The organism is Streptomyces sp. NBC_01549 (assembly GCF_026339955.1).
In the GTDB taxonomy this organism is placed as follows: domain Bacteria; phylum Actinomycetota; class Actinomycetes; order Streptomycetales; family Streptomycetaceae; genus Streptomyces.
Genome location: NZ_JAPEPW010000001.1, coordinates 5,979,136 through 6,002,809 on the forward strand (window position 1 = coordinate 5,979,136; position 23,674 = coordinate 6,002,809).

Sequence of the window (23,674 nt, forward strand, 5' to 3'; positions counted from 1 at the left end):
GCTGTCGGTCGCACGGGACCCGGTCCCGTGCGACCGACAGCCACCCCTTTCGGCTTCGGCGCGGGTACCAGTCGGCCCGTGCTCGCCCCCGACGATCGTGGCGGATACGTCCTTGCGTACGAAAAGGATCCGGACAACCACATCGCCGTACGTGGCCACGCCGATCCGGACGCCCTCCTGTCCGGGAACACCGTCCACGCGTTCGACGCGCCGCGCACCCTCTCGCACCGCGCCGAGGGCACCCCGGACATCACCTCCGTGCACGACGGCACGGTCGAGCTCACCGGTGACACCGAGCACGCTGTGACACCGCCCGTGAACTCCGCGCCACCCTCAGGGACTTCACGACCTGGTACGCCACCCCCGACCGGCGGCCGGACCGCGTCCTGGAGTCCCGGGGTGTGCGCGCCGGTATCGGCGGCCACCCGCTCGTCGAACTCGGCTGCGGGTGGCGAGTTCTGACGGACAGTCAGCAGTGATGCGAGGGGGCTGTGGGCGTCGGCGGGCGTACGTCTATGATCCGACGGCCGGGCGGGCTGATCGGCTGACCATCCGCACCCACGGCGGCAGCCGTGCCTTCGCCGGTCCCTTCGTGACTCCGCTCATCGACCCGGAGGGGCATCCGGCCCCGCTGGTCAGCCTTTTCGTCCCGCGAGAGGGCTCGGCGCCCAGGGAGTCGGGACAACTCGTCTATTGGCGCGAATTGTGACCCTCACCCACCTCCGATGTGTCAGCGATGTGACGGGTGCATGAAACGGTTTGCCGAACATGCGTAGGGTGCAAACAACTCATCAGAAGTTGTGCGCCGAGACAGCTGCCCGAGCGGCAGCCGAAGCAGCAGACCGACGACGCGTGGGAGGGAGCCGAAGCGATGGGCGACCACAAAGAACAGCCCCTTCGGGTGGGTGCGGCCGTCCGGCGGCGGCGCCGGGCACTGGAGCTCACGCTCGCCGTCGTGGCCGAGCGCAGCGGCCTGTCGGTGCCCTTCCTCAGTCAGGTCGAGAACGAACGGGCCCGGCCCAGCCAGAGCTCCCTGGAGCGGGTCGCCGACGCCCTGGGCACCACCGCCGTCGAGCTGCTCGCCGCGGCCGACCCGGCGTGCAGCGTCGATGTCGTGCGCGCCGAGGCGGGCGCCGAGTTCACTCCCGAGGCCCATATGCGCCCCCTGGTGCGCGGTCACCACCAGTTGCACGCCACGGAGTTCACCGGTGACCACGAGGAGGGCCGCGAACTCCAGCACCGCAACGACAAGTTGATGTACGTGGCCGACGGCGCCGTCGAGGTCGAGGCGGAGGGGCGTGCCCACCGACTGGGGCGCGGCGACACGCTGTACCTCACCGGCGGGGTGCGCCACCGGTGGCGGGCGACCGTGCCGGACACCCGGGTGGTCGTGGTCGAGGTAGCCGACCACATCGAGGCGGTGGAGGACCGCCAGACCTTCGGCAGACGCTGAGCCGTTCCCGCGCGGGCCGCTGCGATCGCGGGCCGCTGCGATACTGCTGCCATGCCCGAGACCTCCCGCCATGCCTAGAGGGGCCGCCGGAGTGCGGCGTGTCGTCTCCCTCGTGCCTTCGCTGACCGAGGCCGTGGCCGTCACCGTGCCCGGCGCCCTGGTCGGCGCGACCGACTGGTGCAGCAATCCGCCGGACCTCGACGTCGTGCGCGTCGGCGGCACCAAGAACCCCGCGGTCGACCGGATCGTACGACTCGCCCCGGACCTCGTGATCGCCAACGAGGAGGAGAACCGCGAGCCCGACCTGGCGATCCTGCGGGAGGCGGGAGTCGAGGTGCTGGTCACCGAGGTCCGCGATGTGCCGGGAGCCTTCCGCGAGCTGACGCGGGTGCTGGACGCGTGCGGCGCGCGGACCCGCCCCCGCTGGCTGGACGAGGCGCAGGCCGCGTGGGCGCGGCCGCCCGCTCCCGAGCGTCGTTCGACCGCGATCGTGCCCATCTGGCGGCGCCCCTGGATGGTCCTCGGCCGGGACACGTTCGCGGGGGACGTCCTGGCGCGCCTGGGCGTCGACAACGTGTACGCCCACCACGCCGACCGTTACCCCCGCATCCCCCTGCCCGAACTCCGGGCCGCGGCCCCCGATCTCGTGGTGCTGCCCGACGAGCCGTACCACTTCACCGCCGACGACGGACCCGAGGCGTTCGAGGGGGTGCCCTGCGTGCTCGTCAACGGCCGGCTGCTGACCTGGTACGGACCGTCGCTGGCGCAGGCGCCGGGTGCGCTCAGCGAGGCGCTGCGAGCAGCTCGCCGCTGAGCAGGCCGCGCGTGGTGCGGACGGCGGCCACACACCAGGCGGTCACGAGAAGCGCGTACAGGCCGACCGCGAGCCAGTCGAACGCGACCAACCCGGTGTGCCGGGCCAGGCCCTCGGCGCCGGTGACGCAGGTCCCCACCGGGAAGGTGAACGCCCACCACGTCATCGCGAACCCCATGCCCTGCCGGTGGGCCCGCACCACCAGCGCGCCGGCGAGCCCCAGCCACAGCAGCGCGAAGCCCAGCACGGGGACGCCGTAGAGGACGGCGAGCATTCCGAAGCCCTGGTCGTACGGGGCCGGTACGACGCCCGGCGCGAAGTCCGCGAACTTGCCGACGGCGGTCGTGGACTGGCCCAGCGGGCCGAGCACGAGGAACAGCGTCGGAGTGAGCGCGAGCGGCAGCGGACCCGCGGTGACGAGCCGGGCGAAGATCACCGGCAGCATCACGAAGGTGGCCAACAGGCTCAGCCCGAACAGTGCAACACAGCCGAGGAGCAGGGTCTCCTGGGGCTGGCCCGGAGGCAGATGGGGCACGAGGAGCGGCCCTACGGCGGCCGACACCATGGGCGCGACGACAGGCAGCAGCCAGACGGGGGTGGCCTGGTCGGGGCGGATGCGGTGGCGTACGACCATCAGGTAGGGGATGGCCAGGGCGGCGGCGAGGCCGACGGCCGTACCGACGGTGAACAGTACGGTGTCCACGGTGACCGCCGCCCGCGTCCCGATCCAGTCCCGGCCGACGACGAGGGCGCCGCCGCCCACCGCCAGCAGGGCCATCGCCAGACAGCCGTAGAAGGGCGCCACGGCCGGGTCGAGGAGGTGGGCGCGGGCCTGGTCGCGGTGGTGCGTCCAGTGCAGGGCGCGGGCACCGAGCAGGATCACGAGCAGGACGGCCGACAGGGCCCAGACCGACACGCAGACGGTCCGCAGGCCCGGGACGTCGCCGGGGAGCCCGGCACCCGCCGTGGCGACGATCGCGGTGCCCATGACGGAGGCGTACCAGTTCGGGCCGAGGTGCCGTACGGCGGTGGCCCGCAGGCGCCCGACTTCGGCGGCGGGGGTCGGTAGGAGTGGCTGGGCTACGGTGACCATGGCTCCACGGTCGCGCGCCTGCGGGGTCCCCACCAGGGAGTACGGGTCTATGGGGGCATAAGCTGGCTTTATGGGTGTGAGTGCTGAGGGATCGATGGAAGGCGGCCGGTCGGGGGAACCGGTCGCGGTCGGGATCGCGCACCGGGTGCCCGACCTGGGGGCGCTGGAGCTGCTGCTCGCGGTGGCGCGGCTCGGGAGTCTCGGGCGGGCGGCGCGGGAACTGGGGATCACCCAGCCCGCGGCCAGCAGCCGGATCCGCTCCATGGAACGGCAACTGGGCGTCGCGCTCGTCGACCGCTCACCCCGGGGCTCGCGGCTCACGGACGCCGGGGCGCTGGTCACGGACTGGGCGCGGCGGGTCGTGGAGGCGGCGGAGGCGTTCGACGCGGGGGCGCAGGCGTTGCGGGACCGGCGGGACTCGCGGCTTCGGGTGGCGGCGAGCATGACCATCGCCGAGTATCTGCTGCCGGGCTGGCTGCTGGCGCTGCGCGCGCAGCGACCGGACACGGCGGTGTCGCTGCTCGCCGGGAACTCGGCGGCCGTCGCGGAGCGTCTCCTCGCGGGCGAGGCGGACCTCGGCTTCGTGGAGGGACTGTCCGTTCCCCCAGCCCTCGACTCGACGGTAATCGCCCACGACCGGCTGATCGTGGTGACGGCGCCGGGGCATCCGTGGGCCCGGCGCCGCGCGGCTCTCGCGGGGGCGGAGCTGGCCGCGACGCCGTTGATCCTCCGGGAGGAGGGGTCGGGTACGCGGCAGGTTCTCGACGCGGCGTTGGGCGGGTTGGCGCGGCCGCTGATCGAGCTTTCCTCGACGACGGCGGTGAAGGCCGCGGCGGTGAGTGGGGCGGGGCCCGCCGTCCTGAGCGAGCTGGCCCTCGGCGAGGAGCTGTCGGCTCATCGGCTGGTGAGCATTCCCCTGTCCGACATCCAGCTCCGACGGGCCCTGCGCGCGGTCTGGCCCACGGGCCACCGGCCCACGGGGCCGGCCCGGGAGCTGCTCTCGCTGACGCGGGGCTTGTAGGGGAACCGGCCCGCTCCTTCGGCTGTGGGCCGGTGGGGGCCGATCGCGCAGTTCCCCGCGCCCCCAAAAGCCGCACGGCGGCCGGGGCGGAGAAATCGGTGGCGGGCGGGGTCGGGGGCCCCGCAGGATGCGGGGCATGACTGGGACCGCTCCGCCTGCCGCGGGCTTGCGTACACCCTGGGAAGAACTCCCTCGCTCGCTCCGTGACGCCGTCGCGGACATGCTCGGCGCACCGGTGCGGACGGCCGTCACACAGGAGGGCGGCTTCTCGCCCGGCGCGGCCGCCCGTGTGACCACCACGGACCACCGCCGCGCGTTCGTGAAGGCGGTCAGCGCGGAGGCGAACCCCGACAGCCCCTCCCTGCACCGGACGGAGGCGAGGAACGCCTCCGCGATCCCGCCCAGCGCCCCCGCCCCTCGACTCATCGGCAGCTACGACGACGGCACCTGGGTCGCCCTCGTCTTCGAGGACGTGGCGGGCCGTCAGCCGCATGTCCCTTGGCGCGAGGGTGAATTCAGACGGGTGCTGGACGCCGTCGAGGAACTGAGTCGCACCCTGACCCCGGCCCCGTTCGACGCCCCACCCGCCGCACAGTCCCTGGCCCACGCCTTCCAGGGATGGCGGCAGCTCGTCGACTCCGGGGACACCGAGGGCGAGGGCTTCGACCCATGGACCGCGGCCCACCTGCGCGAACTGGCCGAACTCTCGGCCCCGTGGGCCGAGTTCGCCACCGGCGACACCCTCGCGCACGGCGATCTGCGCGCGGACAACGTCCTGCTCGCCAAGGACGGCAGGGTCGTCTTCGTCGACTGGCCGCACGCCGTGCGCGCCGCCCCGTGGTTCGACCTGCTGCTGATGCTCCCGTGCGTCCGCGCCCAGGGCGGCCCCGACCCGGAAGAGGTGTTCACCACCCATCCGCTGGGCCGCGCCGCCGACCCGGAAGGCGTCACCGCCACCCTGGCGGCCCTCGCGGGCTACTTCGTCCGGCAGTCCCGGCAGCCAGCGCCCCCGGGACTGCCGACCCTGCGCGCCTTCCAGCACGCCCAGGGCGCCGCCGCTCTCGACTGGCTCAGGAAGCGGCTCGCACCAACGCCCGCATGACCCTCAGGTCCTCGCCCATCTCGGGATGCCACTGCACACCCAACACCCAGTGGGGCGAGGGGAGTTCGATCGCCTCAATCGTCCCGTCGAGCGCGTGGGCCGAGGCCGTCAGTCCCTCTCCGAGGCGTTCGACCGCCTGGTGGTGATACGTCGGCACGGCACAGGTCTCCGGCACGACATCCCCGTACAGACTTCCCGCCACCGGCGTCACCTCGTGCTGCCCGAAGACCCCGACGTCCTTCACGTGCCCGTCGATGTGCTGGACGAGCGTGCCGCCGAGGGCGACGTTGAGGAGCTGCAGGCCCCGGCAGATGCCGAGGAGCGGGGTGCCGACGGCCAACGCGGCATGGATCAGGGCGAGTTCCCAGGCGTCGCGGGCGGCGGCCGGCGGTCCGGTCCGCGGGGAGCGCTCGGCGCCGTAGTAGACCGGGTCGACATCGGGGCCGCCCGCGATCACGAGGCCGTCGAGACGGGCGACGGTCGACGCGGCGTGGGAGGGGTCGTCCGGCGGCAGCATCGCGGCGAGACCCCCCGCCGCCTGGACGAGCCGGTGATAGCCGGCCGGCAGCAGCGCGGCCTCCAGCTCCAGCACACCCCAGCGCGCCCCGGCCTCCAGATACGTACTCACGCCGATCAGCGGTCTGCCCGCACTGCCCACACTGCCCACGCCGCCCGTACCTCCCACACCGTGCTCCCTATCGGACCCAATGGAATACCGTCATACCTTTGAAGACCTTTGTACGGTACTCGCCGGCCGCTCACGCCAGGAAACCCCGCAGGAGCGCCGCCGTCCCCGCGCAGTGCTCCCGCATCATCTCCCGCGCCCCGTCCGCGTCCCCGTCGAGCACCGCCTCGACCAGCGCGGTGTGCTGGCGCTGGGAGTGTTCCAGGTTGCGGACCAGGAGGGGGATGCAGTCGAGCAGGTCGTTGACGGAGGCGCGGACGGCCGCGTACTGGGCCGTCAGTGACGGTGAACCGCTCAGCTCGGCGAGGGTGAGGTGGAGCAGGGTGTCCAGGCGCCGGTAGTCCGCCAGCGGAGCCTCGTGCGTGCGGGCCAGCGCCTCACGCAGCCGCTCGGCCTGCTCGGCGGAGAGCCCGTGCGTCGCGCACAGCCCCGCCGCACCCACCTCCAGCACCTCGCGGAAACGCAGTACGTCCTCGATGTCGACCTCGGCGAACCGGCGCCGCAACTCGTCCTCGCCGGGGGTCTCGGCCCGCGGCACCACGAACGTGCCGCCGTACCGTCCGCGCCGCGACTCGACCAGGCCCTGGTCCTGGAGCACCTTGAGCACCTCGCGCAGCGTCACCCGGCTGATCCCCAGCCGCTCCGCCAACTCCCGCTCCGCGGGCAGCCGTCCGCCGCCCGGCACCAGCCCCAGCCGGACCACCTGGAGGATCTGCTCCAGCGCCTCCTCGAAACCGTTGCCCGCCCGCACCGGCCGCAGCACCGGCGTCAGTCGGTCGTTCACACCACCGTCGGCTTCCGCCCGCGTCATCTGGTCGTGCCCCCTTCCCAAGCAATGGTTCTCGGCAATACCTTATGGCTCTCGGCTGACCCAAGGAGGCTTTTCCGGTGGCAGACCGCACACCCCCGCTCCCCGTCGAGGAGCTGCACGCCCTCGTCGCGGGCGGCGAGATCGACACCGTCGTCCTGGCCTTCCCCGACATGCAGGGGCGGCTCCAGGGCAAGCGGTTCGCCGCGCGCTTCTTCCTCGACGAGGTCCTCGAGCACGGCACGGAGGGCTGCAACTACCTCCTCGCCGTCGACGCCGAGATGAACACGGTCGACGGGTACGCCATGTCCTCCTGGGACCGGGGCTACGGCGACTTTGCCATGCGCCCCGATCTCAGCACCCTACGGCGGGTGCCGTGGAACGAGGGCACCGCCCTGCTCGTCGCCGACCTCGTCTGGAACGACGGCTCCCCGGTCGTGGCCGCGCCCCGCCAGATCCTGCGCCGCCAGCTCGACCGGCTCGCCGAACTCGGCTACACCGCCCAGGTCGGCACCGAGCTCGAGTTCATCGTCTTCAAGGACACCTACGAGCAGGCCTGGGACGCGGGCTACAAGGGGCTCACCCCGGCCAATCAGTACAACATCGATTACTCGCTCCTCGGAACCGGGCGCATCGAGCCGCTGCTGCGCCGCATCCGCAACGAGATGCAGGCCGCGGGGCTGACCGTCGAGTCCGCCAAGGGCGAGTGCAACCTCGGCCAGCACGAGATCGCCTTCAAGTACGACGAGGCGCTGGTCACCTGCGACCAGCACGCCATCTACAAGGCCGGCGCCAAGGAGATCGCCTCCCAGGAGGGCGTCTCGCTCACCTTCATGGCGAAGTACAACGAGCGCGAGGGCAACTCCTGTCACATCCACCTTTCGCTCGCGGACGCGGACGGCACGAACATGATGGCGGGCTCCGCCCAGGACCCCGGTGGCATGTCGGAGGTCATGCGGTACTTCCTCGCCGGGCAGCTGGCCGCCCTGCGCGACTTTGCGCTCCTCTACGCGCCCAACATCAACTCCTACAAGCGTTTCCAGCCCGGCTCCTTCGCGCCGACCGCCGTCGCCTGGGGATACGACAACCGCACCTGTGCGCTCCGCGTCGTCGGCCACGGCCGCTCGACGCGCTTCGAGAACCGGCTGCCCGGGGGTGACGTCAATCCGCACCTGGCCGTCGCCGGACTGGTCGCGGCCGGTCTGTACGGCATCGAACAGAAGCTGGAGCTGCCGGAGCCGTGCGCGGGCAACGCGTATGCCGCCGAGTACGCGCACGTGCCCACCACCCTGCGCGAGGCCGCGGAGCTCTGGGAGAACAGTCCCATCGCCAAGGCCGCCTTCGGTGACGAGGTGGTCGCGCACTACCGCAACATGGCGCGCGTCGAGCTGGAGGCCTTCGACGCCGCGGTGACCGACTGGGAGCTGCGCCGCTCCTTCGAACGCATGTGAGGCCCTTCTTGTCCGAGCAGTCCGCCCCGTCCGTCCCGTCCGCCCCGTCCGAACACCAGCTCCACGTGCTCAATCCGGCCACCGAGGAACTCGTCGCCACCGTCCCGGCCGCCACCGCGCAGGACGTGGACGCCGCCGTCGTGCGGGCGACGAAGGCGCAGGCCGCGTGGGCCGCGCTGGCCCCCGGCGACCGCGCCCGGCTGCTGCGCCGCTTCGCCGCCGCCGTCGACGGCCACCTCGAAGAACTGGCCCGCCTCGAGGTCCGCGAGGCCGGTCACACCCTCGGCAACGCCCGCTGGGAGGCGGGCAACGTCCGAGACCTGCTCGACTACGCGGCCGGGGGAGTGGAGCGGCTCACCGGCCGCCAGATCCCGGTCCCGGGCGGCCTCGACGTGACCATCCTCGAACCGCTGGGTGTCGTGGGCGTCATCGCGCCCTGGAACTTCCCGATGCCGATCGCCGCCTGGGGCACCGCCCCGGCGCTCGCGGCCGGCAACGCGGTCGTCCTCAAGCCTGCCGAGACGACCCCCCTGACCGCGCTCCGGTTGGCCGAGCTGGCTCTGGAGGCCGGTCTACCCGAGGGGCTCTTCCAGGTGCTCCCAGGCCACGGCCCGGTCGCGGGCAACGCGCTCGTCGAGCACCCCGGCGTCGCGAAGATCGTCTTCACCGGGTCAACGGCCGTGGGCAAACAGGTGTTGGTGAAGGGCTCGGCCCTGCTCAAGCGCGTCACACTCGAACTCGGCGGCAAGAGCCCCAACATCGTCTTCGCCGACGCGGATGTCGAGGCCGCCGCCGCAGCGGCTCCGATGGCCTTCCTCGACAACTCCGGCCAGGACTGCTGCGCCCGCACCCGCATCCTCGTCCAGCGCTCCGCCTACGACCGCTTCGTCGGCCTTCTCGCCCCGGCGATCGAGTCCGTCGTCGTCGGCGACCCCTCCGACGAGCTGACGCAGATGGGCCCGCTGATCTCCCGGGCGCAGCTGGAGCGCGTACGGTCGTACGTTCCCGCCGACACCCCCGGCATCCGCGGCAAGGCCCCCGAGGGCCCCGGCTTCTGGTTCCCGCCCACCGTCCTCACCGATGTCGAACCCCACGCGCGTGTGGCCGTCGAGGAGGTCTTCGGGCCCGTCGCCGTCGTCCTGCCCTTCGAGGACGAGGCCGACGCGATCCGGCTCGCCAACGCCACCGACTACGGCCTCTCCGGCTCCATCTGGACCCGTGACGTCGGCCGCGCCCTGCGCGTCTCCCAGGCCGTCCGGGCCGGGAACCTGTCCGTCAACTCCCACTCCAGCGTCCGCTACTGGACTCCCTTCGGCGGCTTCAAGCAGTCGGGGATCGGCCGCGAACTCGGCCCGGACGCGCTCACCGCCTTCACCGAGACCAAGAACGTCTTCATCAGCACGGAGGGCCCCGCACAGTGACCGAAGCCACCGCAGGCACCGAAGCCACCGAAGCCACCGAGGCGACCGCAGGCACCGAAGCCGCCGCGGCCACCGAAGGAAACATCTGCCGCCGCCTCGTCGGCCGTACCGCCGTCATCACCGGCGCCGGCAGCGGCATCGGTCTCGCCACCGTCCGCCGGCTCGCCTCCGAGGGCGCCCACATCGTCTGCGGCGACGTCGACGACGCCCGTGGCAAGGCCGCCGCCGAAGAGGTCGGCGGGATCTTCGTCAAGGTCGACGTCACCGACCCCGAGCAGGTCGAGGCACTCTTCAAAACGGCGTTCGACACCTACGGCTCCGTCGACATCGCCTTCAACAACGCGGGCATCTCGCCGCCCGACGACGACTCCATCCTGGAAACCGGACTGGAGGCCTGGAAGCGCGTCCAGGAGGTCAACCTCACCTCCGTCTACCTGTGCTGCAAGGCCGCGATCCCCTACATGCGGCGCCAGGGCAAGGGCTCCATCATCAACACGGCGTCCTTCGTGGCCCGGATGGGCGCGGCCACCTCGCAGATCTCGTACACGGCGTCCAAGGGCGGTGTACTGGCCATGTCCCGTGAACTGGGCGTCCAATTCGCCCGCGAGGGCATCCGGGTCAACGCCCTGTGCCCGGGACCGGTCAACACCCCGCTGCTCCAGGAACTGTTCGCCAAGGACCCCGAGCGGGCCGCACGCCGGCTCGTGCACATCCCCGTCGGCCGGTTCGCCGAGGCCGAGGAGATCGCCGCGGCGGTCGCCTTCCTCGCCAGCGACGACTCCTCCTTCGTGAACGCCTCCGACTTCCTGGTGGACGGCGGAATCTCGGGCGCGTACGTCACACCTCTGTAGATCGCCCCGGTGTATGCACGTCCCATGCGATTTCGATCCGTTCGTGTCGCTTTCGCGTGGACCCTGGTCGCGGCCGCCGCCCTGGCGGCCGCGCCACCCGCCTCCTGCGCACCCGTGTACTGACGTTCGGGGCGCGTCCTAGAGTGCCGGAATGAGCATGACGCCTCCGCCCGGCTGGTACCGCGACCCCTCGTACCCGCTCGTCGAGCGCTGGTGGGACGGCACCGCCTGGACGGACCACCGGCGAGGACCCGAGGCCCCTCAAGTGCCCTCGGCGGCGCCGGAACCCGTCGCCGGTGGCTCCGGCCGCGCCAAGGCGGTGGCGCTCGTCACCGCCGGAGTCGTCCTGGTCACCTCGATCGTCACGGGGGCCTTCGTGCTCGGCCGGGAGGGCGGTGCCGGGGGTGCCGGAGGTGCCGCGGCGGCACGGACCTCCCTGCCCGCCGCCCCCGGACAGACCACCGGCTCCGGCCCGTCCTCCGCCGACCCGTCCGTCGTCGTGGACGAGCTCAACGGCATCGCCCTGCCATTGTTCCACGGCTGGGTCCGCGCCCAGGACGTCGCCGAGGACGACGTCATGATGACCACCCCCGGCACCTACGACTGCCCGGGTGACCCCGGTGTGTGCCGGCGCGGACGGGTCATCTCGCGCACCGTCACCACGAACGACGAGCGGTCCCCGAAGGCCCTCGCCGAGCACGACATCGCGGACGCCGCGAACACCGCGTACGACCGCGACCTCCTCGACAACCGGCCCTTTGGCGGCGTCACGTCCCACCGGCAGCTGCGGGCGAGCCCGGTCGCCGTCGCGGGCAGCGTCGGATACCTCGTGCGCTGGCAGGTGAAGACGGGGGCGGGACCCGGGGGTTACGTCGAATCGCTGGCGTTTCCCTCCAGCGTGGGCTCGCGGGCCCTCGTCATCGTCCGCTTCGCCTTCGACGCGGGTACGGACGGACCACCGCTCACCGACATGGACCGGATCACCGAGGGGATCCGGCCGGTCGGAACGCGGTGAGCCCGGCTACAGGAAGGTGTGGCCCTCTCCCCGGTACGTCGGGACGGTCGCCGTCACCGTGTCGCCCTCGATCAGACGCAGCGCGTCGAACCGCTCGCACAGCTCCCCGGCCTTCGCGTGCCGGAACCACACCTTGTCGCCGATGAGCAGGTCGTCCGCGGGGGCGCCGAGCAGCGGCGTCTGCACCTCGCCGGGGCCCTCCTGGGGGTCGTAGCGCAGCCCTTCCGGGAGGTAGGGGACCGGCAGCCGGTCGGGGCCCGGGGCGCCCGAGGCCGGGTAGCCGCCGCCGAGCACCGTGACGACCCCGACGCCCGGCCTGCGCACGACCGGGTGGGCGAAGAGCGCGGCCGGACGCCCGCTGAACGACGTGTAGTTGTCGAACAGCCGAGGAACGTACAGCCCGGAGCCCGCCGCGATCTCGGTGACCGCGTCCTCGGCGGCCGTGTGCTGCACACTGCCCGTGCCGCCGCCGTTGACGTACTCCAGGCCGGGCTCCACGGCCCGTACGGCACGGACCACCTCGGCGCGCCGCTGCGCGAGCTCCTTGCGGGCGGTGGCCTGCATGAGCCTGACCGCACGCGACCGGAAGGGCCGCCCCGCGACCGCGTCACCGACGCCCGCGATGTGCCCCTCGTACGCCATGATCCCCACCAGCCTGAATCCGGGCCGGCGGACCACGGCGCGGGCCAGGTCGGCGACCTGGGCGGGCGAGTGCAGCGGTGAGCGCAGCGCCCCGACCCGCACCCGGCCGCCGAGCAGCTTGAGGGAGGTGTCCAACTCCAGGCAGACGCGCACGACTTCGGTGCCGCCCCGGCGGGCCTCGTCGATCAGGCGGAGCTGGGCGGGGTCGTCGACCATGACGGTGACGGCGGCGGCGAGCTTGGGGTCGGAGGTCAGCTCGGCGAAGCCCTGGGTGTCCGCCGAGGGGTAGGCGAGCAGGATGTCGTCGAAGCCGGAGCGGGCCAGCCAGATCGACTCGGCGAGAGTGAAGGACATGATCCCCGCGAAGCCGTCCCGCCCCAGGACGCGCTCGAGCAGGGCGCGGCAGCGCACCGACTTGCTGGCGACCCGGATCGGCTTGCCGCCGGCCCTGCGGACGAGATCGTCCGCGTTCGCGTCGAAGGCCTCCAGATCCACGATCGCGAGAGGGGCGTCGAGGTGAGCGGTGGCCCGGTCGTACCGGGCCCGGTCTGCGGCGCGGGCAGTCATGGCCGAAGCCTGCCAGACTCCATTACCGCAGGGTAGGGGGATGTTCCGGGCAGATGCCCCGGAGGCGCGGACTGGTTCCCTCTCTGCCCACGTCAACCCGTAGAGTGACGCGCACGCAGGGAGGAACGACCTTGTCCGGGCGGGTCGTGCCCGGGATGACGGTCCGTCGGTACGGGTATGGGTGCTCGTGACGGGTGAGTCGCCGAGGTGGTTTCTTCCGTACACGTGAACGGCCCGGCGGACTCCGGGCCGAGTCGGTTGCCCGGGTACGAGGAAACGGGGGGTGCATGAGCACGGAAGCGCGCCGCGCCTCCATTCCGCCACGCCCGGCCACCCCACCCCGCCCGGCACAGCCACCGGGAGAGGCCCCCGAGGGGGCAGGGTCTCCCGAGGTGCCCCCGCAGAGGTCCGAAGCGCCGCCCGCGGGAGGCGCCACGCCGCCACCGCGTCCGGTGATGCCACCGCGGCCCGGGCAGTCCCCGGAACGTGGGGACGGGGTACCGCCCCGCCCGAACTACCTTCCCTCGGGCGCCCTTTGGCGGCCGCGACCGGCCCAGCCGCCCGTGGGCGGCGAGCCCTGGACGCTGCCTGACCCGCAGGACACGCCCGCCGCCACCGCCCCGGGGCCCCATAGGACGACCCCGTCCGTGGTCGGCGAGCCCTGGGCCCTCCCCGACTCCGGGGACCTGCCCCCGCGCCGCCCGGCGGAGCGCCCCACCACGGCGGATGCTGCCCCGCGCGCACCCCGGCAGAGCCGTCCGTCGTCGGCGGACGGCACCACGACACCGCCCCGCCCGGGCGCCGCCTCGCAGCGGCCGATACCGGCCGGATCCTCCGGGGACACGGCCTCGCACCCGGCCGGTGAGCGGCGTTCACCGTCGGCGCCGGGTACGTCCACTGCCGGGACACCGCGTGCGGGCGGCGAGTCCCGTACCCCGTCGTCGTCCGATGTCTCTGCCACCGGGACTTCCCGCTCGGGCGCCGCCGCGGCGCCCCGCGCGGGCGGTGGTTCCCAGCGGCCGGCGCCGACCGATTCCCCCGCGGACGCGGTCTCGCGTCCGGGAGAGGCGCCCGGCTCCCGTGGACCGCGGGCATCCTGCGCCTCCGGCGATGTCACGGCACGCCCCGGTGACGGCGGTACCCGCGCGTCGCGGCCCTTCCAGCTCCCGCGCGACCCGAAGCCGTCGTCGGGCTCCTCCGCCGGTACGGCGCCCTCGTCGGCGCCGGGTGCCACCGACGCCCCCGAGTCCCCGCGCCACGAGCCGACGCACCACGGCTTCCCCGGCCGGCGCACCACTCCCGCGTCCCCACCCCCGCCTCCGGCCTCCGCCCGCTTTCCCGACGCCCCGCCGGCCGGTGGGCACCCCGGCGTGCCGCACCCCGGCCCGGCCCGGCGGACGCCCGTACCCGAGGACGGGATCACGGAGACGACCAGGCGGCTGCGCTCCATCCCCACGGAGCGGCCCGTCGAAGCGCCCGCCCTCGCGAGCCCGGCCTTCGGCACGGCACGCCCCTACGTGTCGTTCGCGGAGCCGGAGACCTACGACGACGCCCTCACGCGCCCGCGCCACGTAGGCGGGCGCACCCGGCCCCGGGCGGCCGCGGCCGCCGCCTGTGTCGTGCTGGGCCTCGGCCTCATCGGTGGCGCGGTGGCCGGGAGCTGGTTGACCGGCGACGGTACGGGCGCGGACGGTACGAGCAGCGCCTTCGTGGCGGCCGGAAGCCTGTGGCACAGCGTGCCCGTGGACCAGCTCTTCCCGCCCACCGTGCAGGGCCAGGGCGCGGGCCCAGGCGGCGCCGACCGCACCTGGACCCGGCTCGCCGTCGCCCCGGACAGCGGCTGTGCGAACGCCTTCGACCCGCTCCTGAGCAAGGCCCTCGCCCCGGCCGGCTGTCTGCGGCTGCTGCGTGCCACCTACACGGACGCGACCCGCAGTCAGGTCACCACCGTGGGCCTGCTGTTCACCAAGGCGGACCCGGCGGCCATGGCCGCGCTGAAGAACCGTTTCCAGCAGGAAGGCCTCGACCGGCGCACCGATCTGATGCCCCGTCCGTACGCCGTCAAGGGCACCGCCGCCACCGGGTTCGGCGACGCCCAGCGCGCGTCCTGGAAGGTGTCGGTCCTCACCGACGCCCCCGTGGTCGTCTACGCCGTCTCCGGCTTCGCCGACGGCCGTATCGTCACCGCCCCGCAGCCCGCCGCGGACGCCGTCAAGCCCGGTGCGACCACGGCCCCGGCCCAGGCGGGCCTGGGCCACGACGCACAGGGCCTCGCCGACCGCATCGAGCGCAGCCTGCGCAAGACCGTCGGATCGGCCACGGAGAAGCCGTCATGACCCGCAAGGCCCCCACGAGCGAGCGCACCCGCAAGGCCCCCCGCAGGGCCACCCAGCGGGCCGGAGCCCTGAGCGTCCTGCTGGCCGCCTCCCTCGCCCTGCTCCCGTCCACCGCCGCGCACGCCGACGGCATACGCGCCCAGGAGTGGGCCCTCGACGCGATGCACACCCAGCAGGCGTGGCGCACCACGAAGGGCCAGGGCATCACGGTCGCGGTCCTCGACACGGGCGTCGACGACCAGCATCCGGACCTGGCCGGCAACGTCCTCGCCGGAAAGGACATGGTCGGCTTCGGGGCGCAGCGCGGTGACCGCGCGTGGGCCCGGCACGGCACCGCGATGGCCGGGATCATCGCCGGTCACGGGCACGGCGTCGGCAACGGCGACGGAGTCCTGGGCATCGCGCCCGAGGCGAAGGTCCTCCCCGTCCGCGTCATCCTCGAAGACGGCGACTCGGCCCGTACGAGGGCCCGCAACACTCGTGGCAACGCGCTCGCCGAGGGCATCCGCTGGGCCACCGACCACGGCGCCGACGTCATCAACCTCTCCCTCGGCGACGACTCCAAGTCCGCGCATCCCGAGCCCGCCGAGGACGCCGCCGTCCAGTACGCCCTGAAGAAGGGCGCGGTCGTCGTCGCCTCGGCCGGCAACGGCGGCGAGAAGGGCGACCACATCTCGTACCCGGCGGCCTACCCGGGCGTGATCGCGGCCACGGCAGTCGACCAGAACGGCACCCACGCCTCGTTCTCCACCCGCCGCTGGTACGCCACCGTCAGCGCCCCCGGCGTCGACGTCGTCATCGCCGACCCGGACGACAGGTACTACGAGGGCTGGGGCACCAGCGCCGCCTCCGCGTTCGTCTCCGGCGCGGTCGCGCTCATCAAGGCGGCCCATCCGGGCCTGTCCCCGGCACAGATCAAGAAGCTCCTGGAGGACACCGCCCGCAACGCCCCCAGCGGCGGCCGGGACGACTCCCGCGGCTTCGGCTTCATCGACCCCGCGGCCGCCATCAAGGCCGCCGGCCGTCTCAAGCCGGACAACACCCACGCGGCGGCGTACGGCAAGAAGTACTTCGGTAAGGGCCCCGACGCCGTCAAGGACGACAACCAGCCGTCCGGCTGGGTGGGCCCGGCGGCGGGCGGCGCGGGCGTGCTCCTGCTGGCCGCGTCGGTGATCCTGTGGCGAGGCCGCAGGTTCTCGGGGCGGGACGTGTCCGGGGAGACACTGTAGGAGAGGCGCGGGGCTGTGACATATGCGGCTCCGCCACGTGGGCGCGCCCAGCCACTACCCACCCGCAGTCGAACGGCCCCCCGCACCTTTACGGCCCCCCGAACTCACGCGGAGCCCAACGCGGCCACCGCCGCCTTCGCCGCCGCCTCCACCACCGAGATCCCCCTGGTCTTGGTCGTGTTGCCGTTGGACAGCGTCGCCACCAGATACTCGTCCCCGTCGACAGTGACCCGCCCGATGCTGTTGATGTCCCACAGCCCGGTCGAACTCCGCGCCAGCCACCCGTTCTTGAGGGCCCATTCGGTGCCGTCGGCCGCCGCCGACACCCCCCAGTGCTGATCGGCGGCGATCTCGCCCATCAGCCCCTGGAGATAGGTGCGCGAGGCTTCGCTGAGTTCGGAGTCGTCGCCGAACACCTGCTGGAGCAGCGTGAGTTGGTCGGCGGCCGTGGTCTGGGTCAGCCCCCACAGCGCACCGTCCCCGCCGGCGGTAGCGGTCAGCCCGAGCCGCTCGTTCGCGGCGTCGAGACCGTCAGCCTGCCCGATGATGTCCCACAGCGCGGACGCGGACACGTTGTCACTGTTCGTGATCATCGCGGTGGCGTACGTCTTCTCCGTCGCCGTCAGATGCCGGTCCGCGTCCTGCGCCTGGAGCAGCAGTGCCGCGAGGATGTCGACCTTGACGATGCTGGCCGTGTCGAAGGCCCCCTCGCCGTAGGCGGCGCTCTCGCCGGAGGCGATGTCGGACACCGCGACCGACACCTCGGCCCCGTCCTCCAGGGTCAGGGCCTTCATCGCCTTGGCGAGCAGGGCGTCCCGGTCCGCCACGGGTTCCACCGATGCCTCCTGGCTGGGGGACGACGACGCGGCCGACACCGAGGACGAGGTACCCGGCGGTGCCGAGGAGGAGGATACGAGGCCCCCGCGGTCGTGCGCCTGTGCCTTCACATACACGGCACCCGCCGCCGTACCGCCCACGAGGACGGCACAAGCCACCACGGTGTGGAGAAGGGTCCTGCGTCCGGAGGGGCGGGTGCGACGCCGACGAGCTCTGTGAGGGGCCATCCCGCGATGCTCGGGGCGGTGCCTGTGCCCGGCGTTAGACGAATGTTAGAGACATGTCAGCGAAAGCTGAGAATCCCGTGAAAGCCGTCACCGTCAGGTTTCTGGGCCCGCACAAGCCCAGCAGCATCCCCCCGATAGGGTCGGGGACCGTGGCGAACAAGAACATTCCCGACTCCGGCTTCTCCGACGACGACGGCTCCGCCGATCCCCGGCTGAGCGCGGCGCTCGCGGCCTGGGCCGAGGACCGCACCGCCGTAGGACCGGTCCTGGAGGCGCTCAAGGGCGCCCGGCTCCTCGTGCCCGTCGTGGCCGTCCTCGGCGAGGTCGAGGAGGACGAGAACGGGCTGCGCCACGAGAAGACCAGCGACATGGCGGTGCCGACCCTGAAGGCCGGCCACCGCACGGCCCTGCCCGCCTTCACCTCCACCGAGTCGCTGGCCCGCTGGGACCCGCAGGCCCGCCCCGTCGCCGTACCCCTGCACCAGGCGCTGCAGGCCGCCGCGCACGAGAAGGCCGACACGGTCGTGCTCGACCTGGCCGGTCCGGTGCCGTACGAGCTGACGGGCTCGGCGCTGCTCGCCCTCGCGGAGGGGCGTACGACGGTGGACCCGCTCGCCGATCCCGCCGTGGTCGAGGCGGTACGCGCCGCCGTGGCCGCCGAGCCCGCCGTGCTCCGCGCCCACCTGGGCCCCGGCCAGGCGGACGGCACCCTCGCGCTCGTACTGGACCCGTCCGCCGCCCCGGCCGAGGCCGCTCGCGCGCTCGCCGAGCGGCTCGCCGCCGACGAAACACTGAGGGCCCGCCTGGTGCGCGGCCTCGACCTGGCACTGCTGCCGGCCGGGACGACGCCACCGGGCGAGCCCTTGTTCGTACGGGGTGGTCGTTAGGTACAGGCGAACCGGGGCCTGTCCGGCGGATTAAGTCCTAGCCGTAGACCGGGCCCGTGTACTTCTCGCCCGGGCCCTGGCCCAGCTCGTCCGGGACGAGCGACGCCTCGCGGAACGCCAGCTGCAGCGACTTGAGGCCGTCGCGCAGCGGGGACGCGTGGAAGGAGCTGATCTCGGTCGCGCTCGCGTCGAGCAGCCCGGCCAGCGCGTGGATCAGCTTGCGCGCCTCGTCGAGGTCCTTGTACTTGTCGCCCTCCTCGGTCAGACCGAGCTTCACGGCGGCGGCGCTCATCAGGTTGACGGCGACCGTGACGAGGACCTCGACCGCGGGGACCTCGGCGATGTCGCGGGTCATGCTGTCGAAGTCGGGGTTCTGGGGAGGGGTGTCACTCATGTCCCACACGATAGGCCCCGGCACACCGGCACCCGTCCGCGGGAGCGGGGAGGCGCTCGGTTAGCGCGGGCCCGGGGGAGCTGCTAACCTTGTGTAACGACCGGCCGGATGCGCCACGACGTATGTCAGCGTGCTCGGCCCACAAGTGGAGGCTCCGATCTCCCACCCGACCGTCCTCAGGGATGGCGGGTCACCCGGTCAGGCGGCCACCACCGTTCCGTACGGACGGTGGAGTCGCCCGAATGTGCGCCCCGCGGTTCACCGTGGTGGTGCTCCGGTATTCCATGGAGCCCCGCCTGTGTACCGTCCGGGGCATTTTTCGTGCCCCGCGGTGGTTGGTCCACATGTCATCAGAGACATACGCGGCTGTCCGCCAGACCGCCGTGTGGTGCTACCGAGGAGGATCCATCAGCACCGAGCCCCGCATCAACGACCGGATTCGCGTTCCCGAGGTGCGACTTGTCGGTCCCAGCGGCGAGCAGGTCGGGATTGTTCCGCTTGCCAAGGCGCTGGAGCTTGCGCAGGAGTACGACCTCGACCTGGTCGAGGTGGCGGCGAGCGCGCGTCCGCCGGTCTGCAAGCTCATGGACTACGGAAAGTTCAAGTACGAGTCGGCCATGAAGGCCCGTGAGGCGCGCAAGAACCAGGCGCACACGGTCATCAAGGAAATGAAGCTCCGGCCGAAGATCGACCCGCACGACTACGACACCAAAAAGGGTCACGTCGTCCGGTTCCTCAAGCAGGGCGACAAGGTCAAGATCACGATCATGTTCCGCGGTCGCGAGCAGTCCCGGCCGGAGCTCGGCTACCGACTGCTGCAGCGTCTGGCTTCGGACGTCGAGGACCTCGGGTTCATCGAGTCGAACCCGAAGCAGGACGGCCGAAACATGATCATGGTTCTCGGTCCGCACAAGAAGAAGACCGAGGCGATGGCTGAGGCCCGTGAGGCCCAGGCGGCTCGTAAGGCAGAAGCGAAGGCCAATCCCGGTCGCTCGCAGAACGCCGCCGACGGTGAGATCGCCGACGGCGAGTCCGCCGACGTCGAGGCCACCGAGGTCGAGACCGCCGAGGCCCCGGCCGAGGCTTCCGCCGAGGCCTGATCCCAGGGTGAAGGCTCCGGGGAGTCCGGGACGACAGTCCATGGAGTCCCCGGGACATGAGTCCAGGGATGTCAATCGATACATACATGACGTTCCACCGTGCCCGGTTTAACGACCGGGCATCGGAACGCCACTGACGAGGAGAGAACGGCGCTATGCCGAAGAACAAGTCGCACAGCGGTGCCAGCAAGCGCTTCAAGGTCACCGGCTCCGGCAAGGTGCTCCGTGAGCGCGCCGGCAAGCGCCACCTGCTCGAGCACAAGTCGTCGCGCCTGACGCGCCGCCTCACCGGCAACGCCGAGATGGCCCCGGGCGACGCCAAGAAGATCAAGAAGCTTCTCGGCAAGTGACGTCGGGCGCGCACCGCGCGCCTGATCTCCGACCGGGACCCAATCGATTTCGGGCTGTGTGACGACAACCACAGCCCCGCTACAAGGAGTTAACAAGTGGCACGCGTCAAGCGGGCAGTCAACGCCCACAAGAAGCGCCGGGCGATCCTCGAGGCGGCCTCCGGCTACCGCGGTCAGCGTTCGCGCCTGTACCGCAAGGCCAAGGAGCAGGTCACCCACTCGCTGGTCTACAACTACAACGACCGCAAGAAGCGCAAGGGCGACTTCCGGCAGCTGTGGATCCAGCGCATCAACGCCGCTGCCCGCGCCAACGGCATCACGTACAACCGCTTCATCCAGGGTCTGAAGGCCGCGAACATCGAGGTCGACCGCAAGATCCTGGCCGAGCTGGCCGTGAACGACGCCGGTGCGTTCGCCGCGCTGGTCGAGGTCGCCCAGAAGGCGCTGCCGTCGGACGTCAACGCGCCGAAGGCCGCGTGACGCTCGCGCTCGCCTGAGCCGTACGCGGCTGTGGACCCGCTTGCCTCACGGCTTGCGGGTCCCGGTGCGTTTGGGCTCCGCCGGCCGCTCGAGGCACGCTGCGCGTCGGCGATGTCGGTTCGGCACCGCCGGATTCCGCCGTCGCGGCTGAGCGCCCCTGCGGCGGGAGAAGCGCCTGCGGCGCCGTGTGGCGCGTCGGCTACGGGAGAATCCCCGGCCGGGGCGGCACCGAACGCCACGCATGACGTGACGTGTCCGATGTCCCCGACGGGGGGGCGAAGCTCGCTTGCGGTGCCAGAGGCATCCGGCCGGGGACACCCAGCCGGTCGGCCACGGGCCCGACGGCGGGACTCAGACCCCGCCGGGCCGGCGGCCTCCGTCGAAGCGCTGGCGGACCGTGCGCCTGGTCCGGCCCGTCGAAGCGCTGGCGGACCGTGCGCCTGGTCCGGCCCGTCGAAGCGCTGGCGGACCGTGCGCCTGGTCCGGCCCGTCGAAGCGCTGGCGGACCGTGCGCCTGGCCCGGCTCGTCGAAAGCTCCGCCGGACCGTGTGTTCGGCTCCGCCGGGACCGTGGTCACCGGACGCCGGCCGGTGACGGCACGGCGGCTTGCCGCTCCGGCCCCCCGAAGCCCCGCCGCCCGCCGCAGTCGGCACGGACACACAGGTCCCGTTCTCCTCGTCTTCTCCGAGGGGACCCGGCTCCACCCCGCCCCTCAAGCCGCCCCTTCGCAACCCCCTGAGGTGACCCCATGTCCGCCGCCCCCGAGCTGATCTCCCCGCGCTCGCCTCGCGTGTCCGCCGCGCGGCGACTGGCCCGGCGGAACTTCCGGGGCAAGGAGCGGCTGTTCCTCGCCGAGGGACCGCAGGCCGTGCGCGAGGCGGCGGCGCACCACGTCGACGGGGCGGCCACCCTCGTCGAGCTGTTCGCGACCGTCGAGGCCGCGGAACGCTACGCCGACATCGTCGGGGAGGCCCGGACCGTCGGAGCACGGGTGCACCTCGCCGACGAGGACGTGATCGCCGACATCTCGACCACCGTCACCCCGCAGGGGCTCGTCGGGATCTGCCGGTTCCTCGACACCCCGTTCGAGGAGATCCTCGCGGCGCGGCCCAGGCTCGTCGCCGTTCTCGCGCACGTCCGCGACCCCGGGAACGCCGGCACGGTGCTGCGGTGCGCCGACGCCGCCGGTGCCGAGGCCGTGGTACTGACCGACGCGTCCGTCGACCTGTACAACCCCAAGGCCGTACGGGCCTCGGTCGGTTCCCTCTTTCACCTGCCGGTGGCCGTCGGTGTGCCCGTGGAGGCAGCCGTGCGAGGCCTCAAGGACGCCGGCGTACGGATCCTCGCCGCCGACGGCGCGGGCGAGGACGACCTCGACGACGAGCTCGACAAGGGGACCATGGGCGGCCCCACCGCCTGGGTTTTCGGCAACGAGGCCTGGGGGCTCCCGGAGGAGACGCGCGCGCTGGCGGATGCCGTCGTGCGCGTACCGATCCACGGAAAGGCCGAGAGTCTGAACCTCGCGACGGCCGCCGCCGTATGTCTCTACGCGTCCGCCCGTGCACAGCGCGCCTCCGGAGGGTGCCGCTCCGTCACCGACAGCTAGTAGGGTGACGGGCTCGGGGGCCCACTGCGCCAGACGAGAGGTGGGATACGGGGATGGGTGTCGGCACGAGCGGTGCGAAGAGCGCGCCGCGCGCACGAGACGTGCGCGACACGCCTGCGCCCCGGCGCGCCGACCAGCGCGACGATCGACTCGATGCCGATCATGACGTCGATCACGATGCCGGTCTCGGGTCAGGACTCGGAGTCGAACTCGGTGTCGACCCCGACGATCTGCCCGACGGACTCGTCATCGCCGACGAGAACGGCCGGGTCGTCTGCTTCAACGCCGCCGCCGCCCGCATCACCGCCGTCCCCGCCGCCGCCGCCCTCGGACGCCATCTGGAGTCGGCCCTTCCGCTCGAGGACCTCGAGGGCCGTCGCTGGTGGCAACTGACCGATCCCTACGGCGGCCTCGCGATCCGTGTCGGACAGCCGGAGCGGAATCTGCTGCTCCCGGGGGGACGGGAGGTGCTCGTCTCCGCGCGATACGTACGCACCGTGCCCACCGGCTCCGTCCGCCGCGTCGTCGTCTCGCTGCGCGACACCGAGGCCCGCCGCCGCACCGAGCGCAGCCACGCCGAGCTGATCGCCACGGTCGCCCACGAGCTGCGCTCCCCGCTCACCTCGGTCAAGGGCTTCACCGCCACCCTGCTCGCCAAGTGGGAACGCTTCACCGACGACCAGAAGAAACTCATGCTGGAGACCGTCGACGCCGACGCCGACCGGGTTACCCGGCTCATCGCCGAGCTGCTCGACATCTCCCGCATCGACTCCGGCCGTCTCGAGGTGCGCCGCCAGCCCGTCGACATCGGCGCCGCGGTCGGCCGCCACATCCAGGCGTACGTCACCTCCGGCCAGCCCGCCGACCGCTTCCTGCTGCGTATCGAACAGCCCCTGCCGCCGCTGTGGGCCGACCCGGACAAGATCGACCAGGTGCTCAGCAACCTGCTCGAAAACGCGGTGCGGCACGGCGAGGGAACCGTCACTATTGACGTCACGCCCTCGGCGTCCCCGCGTGAGCGCGAGGACGGCGAGAACGTAGCCACGTCGGTCACCGTGAGCGACGAGGGCACCGGCATCCCGGAGGAATCCATGAACCGCGTCTTCACCCGCTTCTGGCGGGGCAGCAAGCGCGGTGGCACAGGCCTCGGGCTGTACATCGTCAAGGGCATCGTCGAGGCCCACGGCGGCACCATCACGGTCGGCCGCGCCCCCGGCGGCGGCGCCGAGTTCCGATTTACGTTGCCCGTGGGCACCCCGGCGTACCTGCTGTAACGCCGAAGAGGCCCCACGGGCGCAGTCGTAC

23 protein-coding genes are annotated in these 23,674 nt (G+C 72.5%); 17 read left to right on the forward strand and 6 right to left on the reverse strand.

The window, feature by feature from the left end:
* The first annotated feature begins 27 nt into the window (after nt 1–27).
* From OG819_RS26620 to OG819_RS26630, 3 genes are all read left to right on the forward strand, one after another.
* The gene (locus tag OG819_RS26620; RefSeq protein WP_266651334.1) at nt 28–462 is read left to right on the forward strand and encodes a hypothetical protein; all 435 of its coding nucleotides are present in this window, start codon (nt 28–30) and stop codon (nt 460–462) included.
* A gap of 409 nt (nt 463–871) precedes the next feature.
* Entirely contained in the window at nt 872–1,453 is a 582-nt protein-coding gene (locus tag OG819_RS26625; protein ID WP_266416019.1) for a helix-turn-helix domain-containing protein, read from the forward strand.
* 70 nt (nt 1,454–1,523) lie between these two features.
* Entirely contained in the window at nt 1,524–2,267 is a 744-nt protein-coding gene (locus OG819_RS26630) for a helical backbone metal receptor (protein WP_266651335.1), read from the forward strand.
* Here the strand turns inward: OG819_RS26630 and OG819_RS26635 are convergent.
* Nucleotides 2,236–3,360 carry a TDT family transporter gene (locus OG819_RS26635; RefSeq protein ID WP_266651336.1) on the reverse strand — a complete coding sequence of 375 codons (1,125 nt, stop codon included), beginning with the start codon at nt 3,358–3,360 and terminating at the stop codon, nt 2,236–2,238. The genes OG819_RS26630 and OG819_RS26635 overlap by 32 nt on opposite strands.
* Before the next feature lie 94 nt (nt 3,361–3,454).
* On the opposite strand from OG819_RS26635, the gene OG819_RS26640 reads away from it, so the two are divergent.
* Nucleotides 3,455–4,381 (forward strand): LysR family transcriptional regulator, encoded by a 927-nt coding sequence (locus tag OG819_RS26640; RefSeq protein WP_266634181.1) that lies wholly within the window; start codon nt 3,455–3,457, stop codon nt 4,379–4,381.
* A 136-nt stretch (nt 4,382–4,517) separates the two neighbouring features.
* Nucleotides 4,518–5,483: a phosphotransferase gene (locus OG819_RS26645; RefSeq protein WP_266651337.1), complete on the forward strand. Its 966-nt coding sequence runs from the start codon at nt 4,518–4,520 to the stop codon at nt 5,481–5,483.
* On the opposite strand, the gene OG819_RS26650 is transcribed toward OG819_RS26645, so the two are convergent.
* Both OG819_RS26650 and OG819_RS26655 read right to left on the reverse strand, forming a co-directional pair.
* Complete coding sequence (locus tag OG819_RS26650; protein ID WP_266651338.1) at nt 5,452–6,168, reverse strand: gamma-glutamyl-gamma-aminobutyrate hydrolase family protein; 717 nt, start codon at nt 6,166–6,168, stop codon at nt 5,452–5,454. The two genes, OG819_RS26645 and OG819_RS26650, sit on opposite strands and share 32 nt — an antisense overlap.
* A gap of 73 nt (nt 6,169–6,241) precedes the next feature.
* Nucleotides 6,242–6,979: a FadR/GntR family transcriptional regulator gene (locus OG819_RS26655; protein WP_266623351.1), complete on the reverse strand. Its 738-nt coding sequence runs from the start codon at nt 6,977–6,979 to the stop codon at nt 6,242–6,244.
* Nucleotides 6,980–7,056: 77 nt separating this feature from the next.
* On the opposite strand from OG819_RS26655, the gene OG819_RS26660 reads away from it, so the two are divergent.
* The 4 genes from OG819_RS26660 to OG819_RS26675 all read left to right on the forward strand — a co-directional run bounded on the left by OG819_RS26660 (nt 7,057) and on the right by OG819_RS26675 (nt 11,714).
* Nucleotides 7,057–8,427 (forward strand): glutamine synthetase family protein, encoded by a 1,371-nt coding sequence (locus OG819_RS26660; RefSeq protein WP_266651339.1) that lies wholly within the window; start codon nt 7,057–7,059, stop codon nt 8,425–8,427.
* Nucleotides 8,428–8,435: 8 nt separating this feature from the next.
* Nucleotides 8,436–9,848 (forward strand): aldehyde dehydrogenase family protein, encoded by a 1,413-nt coding sequence (locus tag OG819_RS26665; protein WP_266651340.1) that lies wholly within the window; start codon nt 8,436–8,438, stop codon nt 9,846–9,848.
* 83 nt (nt 9,849–9,931) lie between these two features.
* The gene (locus tag OG819_RS26670) at nt 9,932–10,699 is read left to right on the forward strand and encodes a 3-oxoacyl-ACP reductase (protein ID WP_266421985.1); all 768 of its coding nucleotides are present in this window, start codon (nt 9,932–9,934) and stop codon (nt 10,697–10,699) included.
* Between the two features lie 151 nt (nt 10,700–10,850).
* On the forward strand, nt 10,851–11,714 hold the full coding sequence (locus OG819_RS26675) for a DUF2510 domain-containing protein (RefSeq protein WP_266651341.1): 864 nt from the start codon (nt 10,851–10,853) through the stop codon (nt 11,712–11,714).
* 6 nt (nt 11,715–11,720) lie between these two features.
* Here the strand turns inward: OG819_RS26675 and OG819_RS26680 are convergent, their stop codons facing one another.
* Nucleotides 11,721–12,923: an amino acid deaminase/aldolase gene (locus OG819_RS26680; protein ID WP_266623344.1), complete on the reverse strand. Its 1,203-nt coding sequence runs from the start codon at nt 12,921–12,923 to the stop codon at nt 11,721–11,723.
* A 647-nt stretch (nt 12,924–13,570) separates the two neighbouring features.
* Here OG819_RS26680 and OG819_RS26685 point away from each other — a divergent pair.
* Nucleotides 13,571–15,259 (forward strand): hypothetical protein, encoded by a 1,689-nt coding sequence (locus OG819_RS26685; RefSeq protein ID WP_266651342.1) that lies wholly within the window; start codon nt 13,571–13,573, stop codon nt 15,257–15,259.
* Entirely contained in the window at nt 15,256–16,488 is a 1,233-nt protein-coding gene (mycP, locus tag OG819_RS26690; protein WP_266623341.1) for a type VII secretion-associated serine protease mycosin, read from the forward strand. Before OG819_RS26685 ends, mycP begins: the two co-directional genes overlap by 4 nt.
* Before the next feature lie 104 nt (nt 16,489–16,592).
* Here mycP and OG819_RS26695 read toward each other — a convergent pair whose 3' ends face one another.
* Nucleotides 16,593–17,552: a serine hydrolase gene (locus tag OG819_RS26695; RefSeq protein WP_266651343.1), complete on the reverse strand. Its 960-nt coding sequence runs from the start codon at nt 17,550–17,552 to the stop codon at nt 16,593–16,595.
* 149 nt (nt 17,553–17,701) lie between these two features.
* On the opposite strand from OG819_RS26695, the gene OG819_RS26700 reads away from it, so the two are divergent.
* Nucleotides 17,702–18,439 (forward strand): SseB family protein, encoded by a 738-nt coding sequence (locus OG819_RS26700; protein WP_266651344.1) that lies wholly within the window; start codon nt 17,702–17,704, stop codon nt 18,437–18,439.
* A gap of 37 nt (nt 18,440–18,476) precedes the next feature.
* Here the strand turns inward: OG819_RS26700 and OG819_RS26705 are convergent, their stop codons facing one another.
* Entirely contained in the window at nt 18,477–18,833 is a 357-nt protein-coding gene (locus tag OG819_RS26705; protein WP_266416063.1) for a DUF1844 domain-containing protein, read from the reverse strand.
* A gap of 383 nt (nt 18,834–19,216) precedes the next feature.
* Here OG819_RS26705 and infC point away from each other — a divergent pair, with 383 nt between their 5' ends.
* From infC to OG819_RS26730, 5 genes are all read left to right on the forward strand, one after another.
* On the forward strand, nt 19,217–19,933 hold the full coding sequence (gene infC, locus OG819_RS26710) for a translation initiation factor IF-3 (protein WP_266652855.1): 717 nt from the start codon (nt 19,217–19,219) through the stop codon (nt 19,931–19,933).
* A gap of 155 nt (nt 19,934–20,088) precedes the next feature.
* Nucleotides 20,089–20,283: a 50S ribosomal protein L35 gene (gene rpmI, locus OG819_RS26715; RefSeq protein ID WP_007829094.1), complete on the forward strand. Its 195-nt coding sequence runs from the start codon at nt 20,089–20,091 to the stop codon at nt 20,281–20,283.
* A gap of 96 nt (nt 20,284–20,379) precedes the next feature.
* Nucleotides 20,380–20,763 carry a 50S ribosomal protein L20 gene (gene rplT, locus OG819_RS26720; protein ID WP_054236131.1) on the forward strand — a complete coding sequence of 128 codons (384 nt, stop codon included), beginning with the start codon at nt 20,380–20,382 and terminating at the stop codon, nt 20,761–20,763.
* A gap of 748 nt (nt 20,764–21,511) precedes the next feature.
* Nucleotides 21,512–22,369 carry an RNA methyltransferase gene (locus OG819_RS26725; protein WP_266623331.1) on the forward strand — a complete coding sequence of 286 codons (858 nt, stop codon included), beginning with the start codon at nt 21,512–21,514 and terminating at the stop codon, nt 22,367–22,369.
* A gap of 53 nt (nt 22,370–22,422) precedes the next feature.
* A complete protein-coding gene (locus tag OG819_RS26730) occupies nt 22,423–23,643 on the forward strand; it encodes an ATP-binding protein (RefSeq protein ID WP_266651345.1) in 1,221 nt (406 codons plus the stop codon).
* Nucleotides 23,644–23,674: the final 31 nt, after the last annotated feature.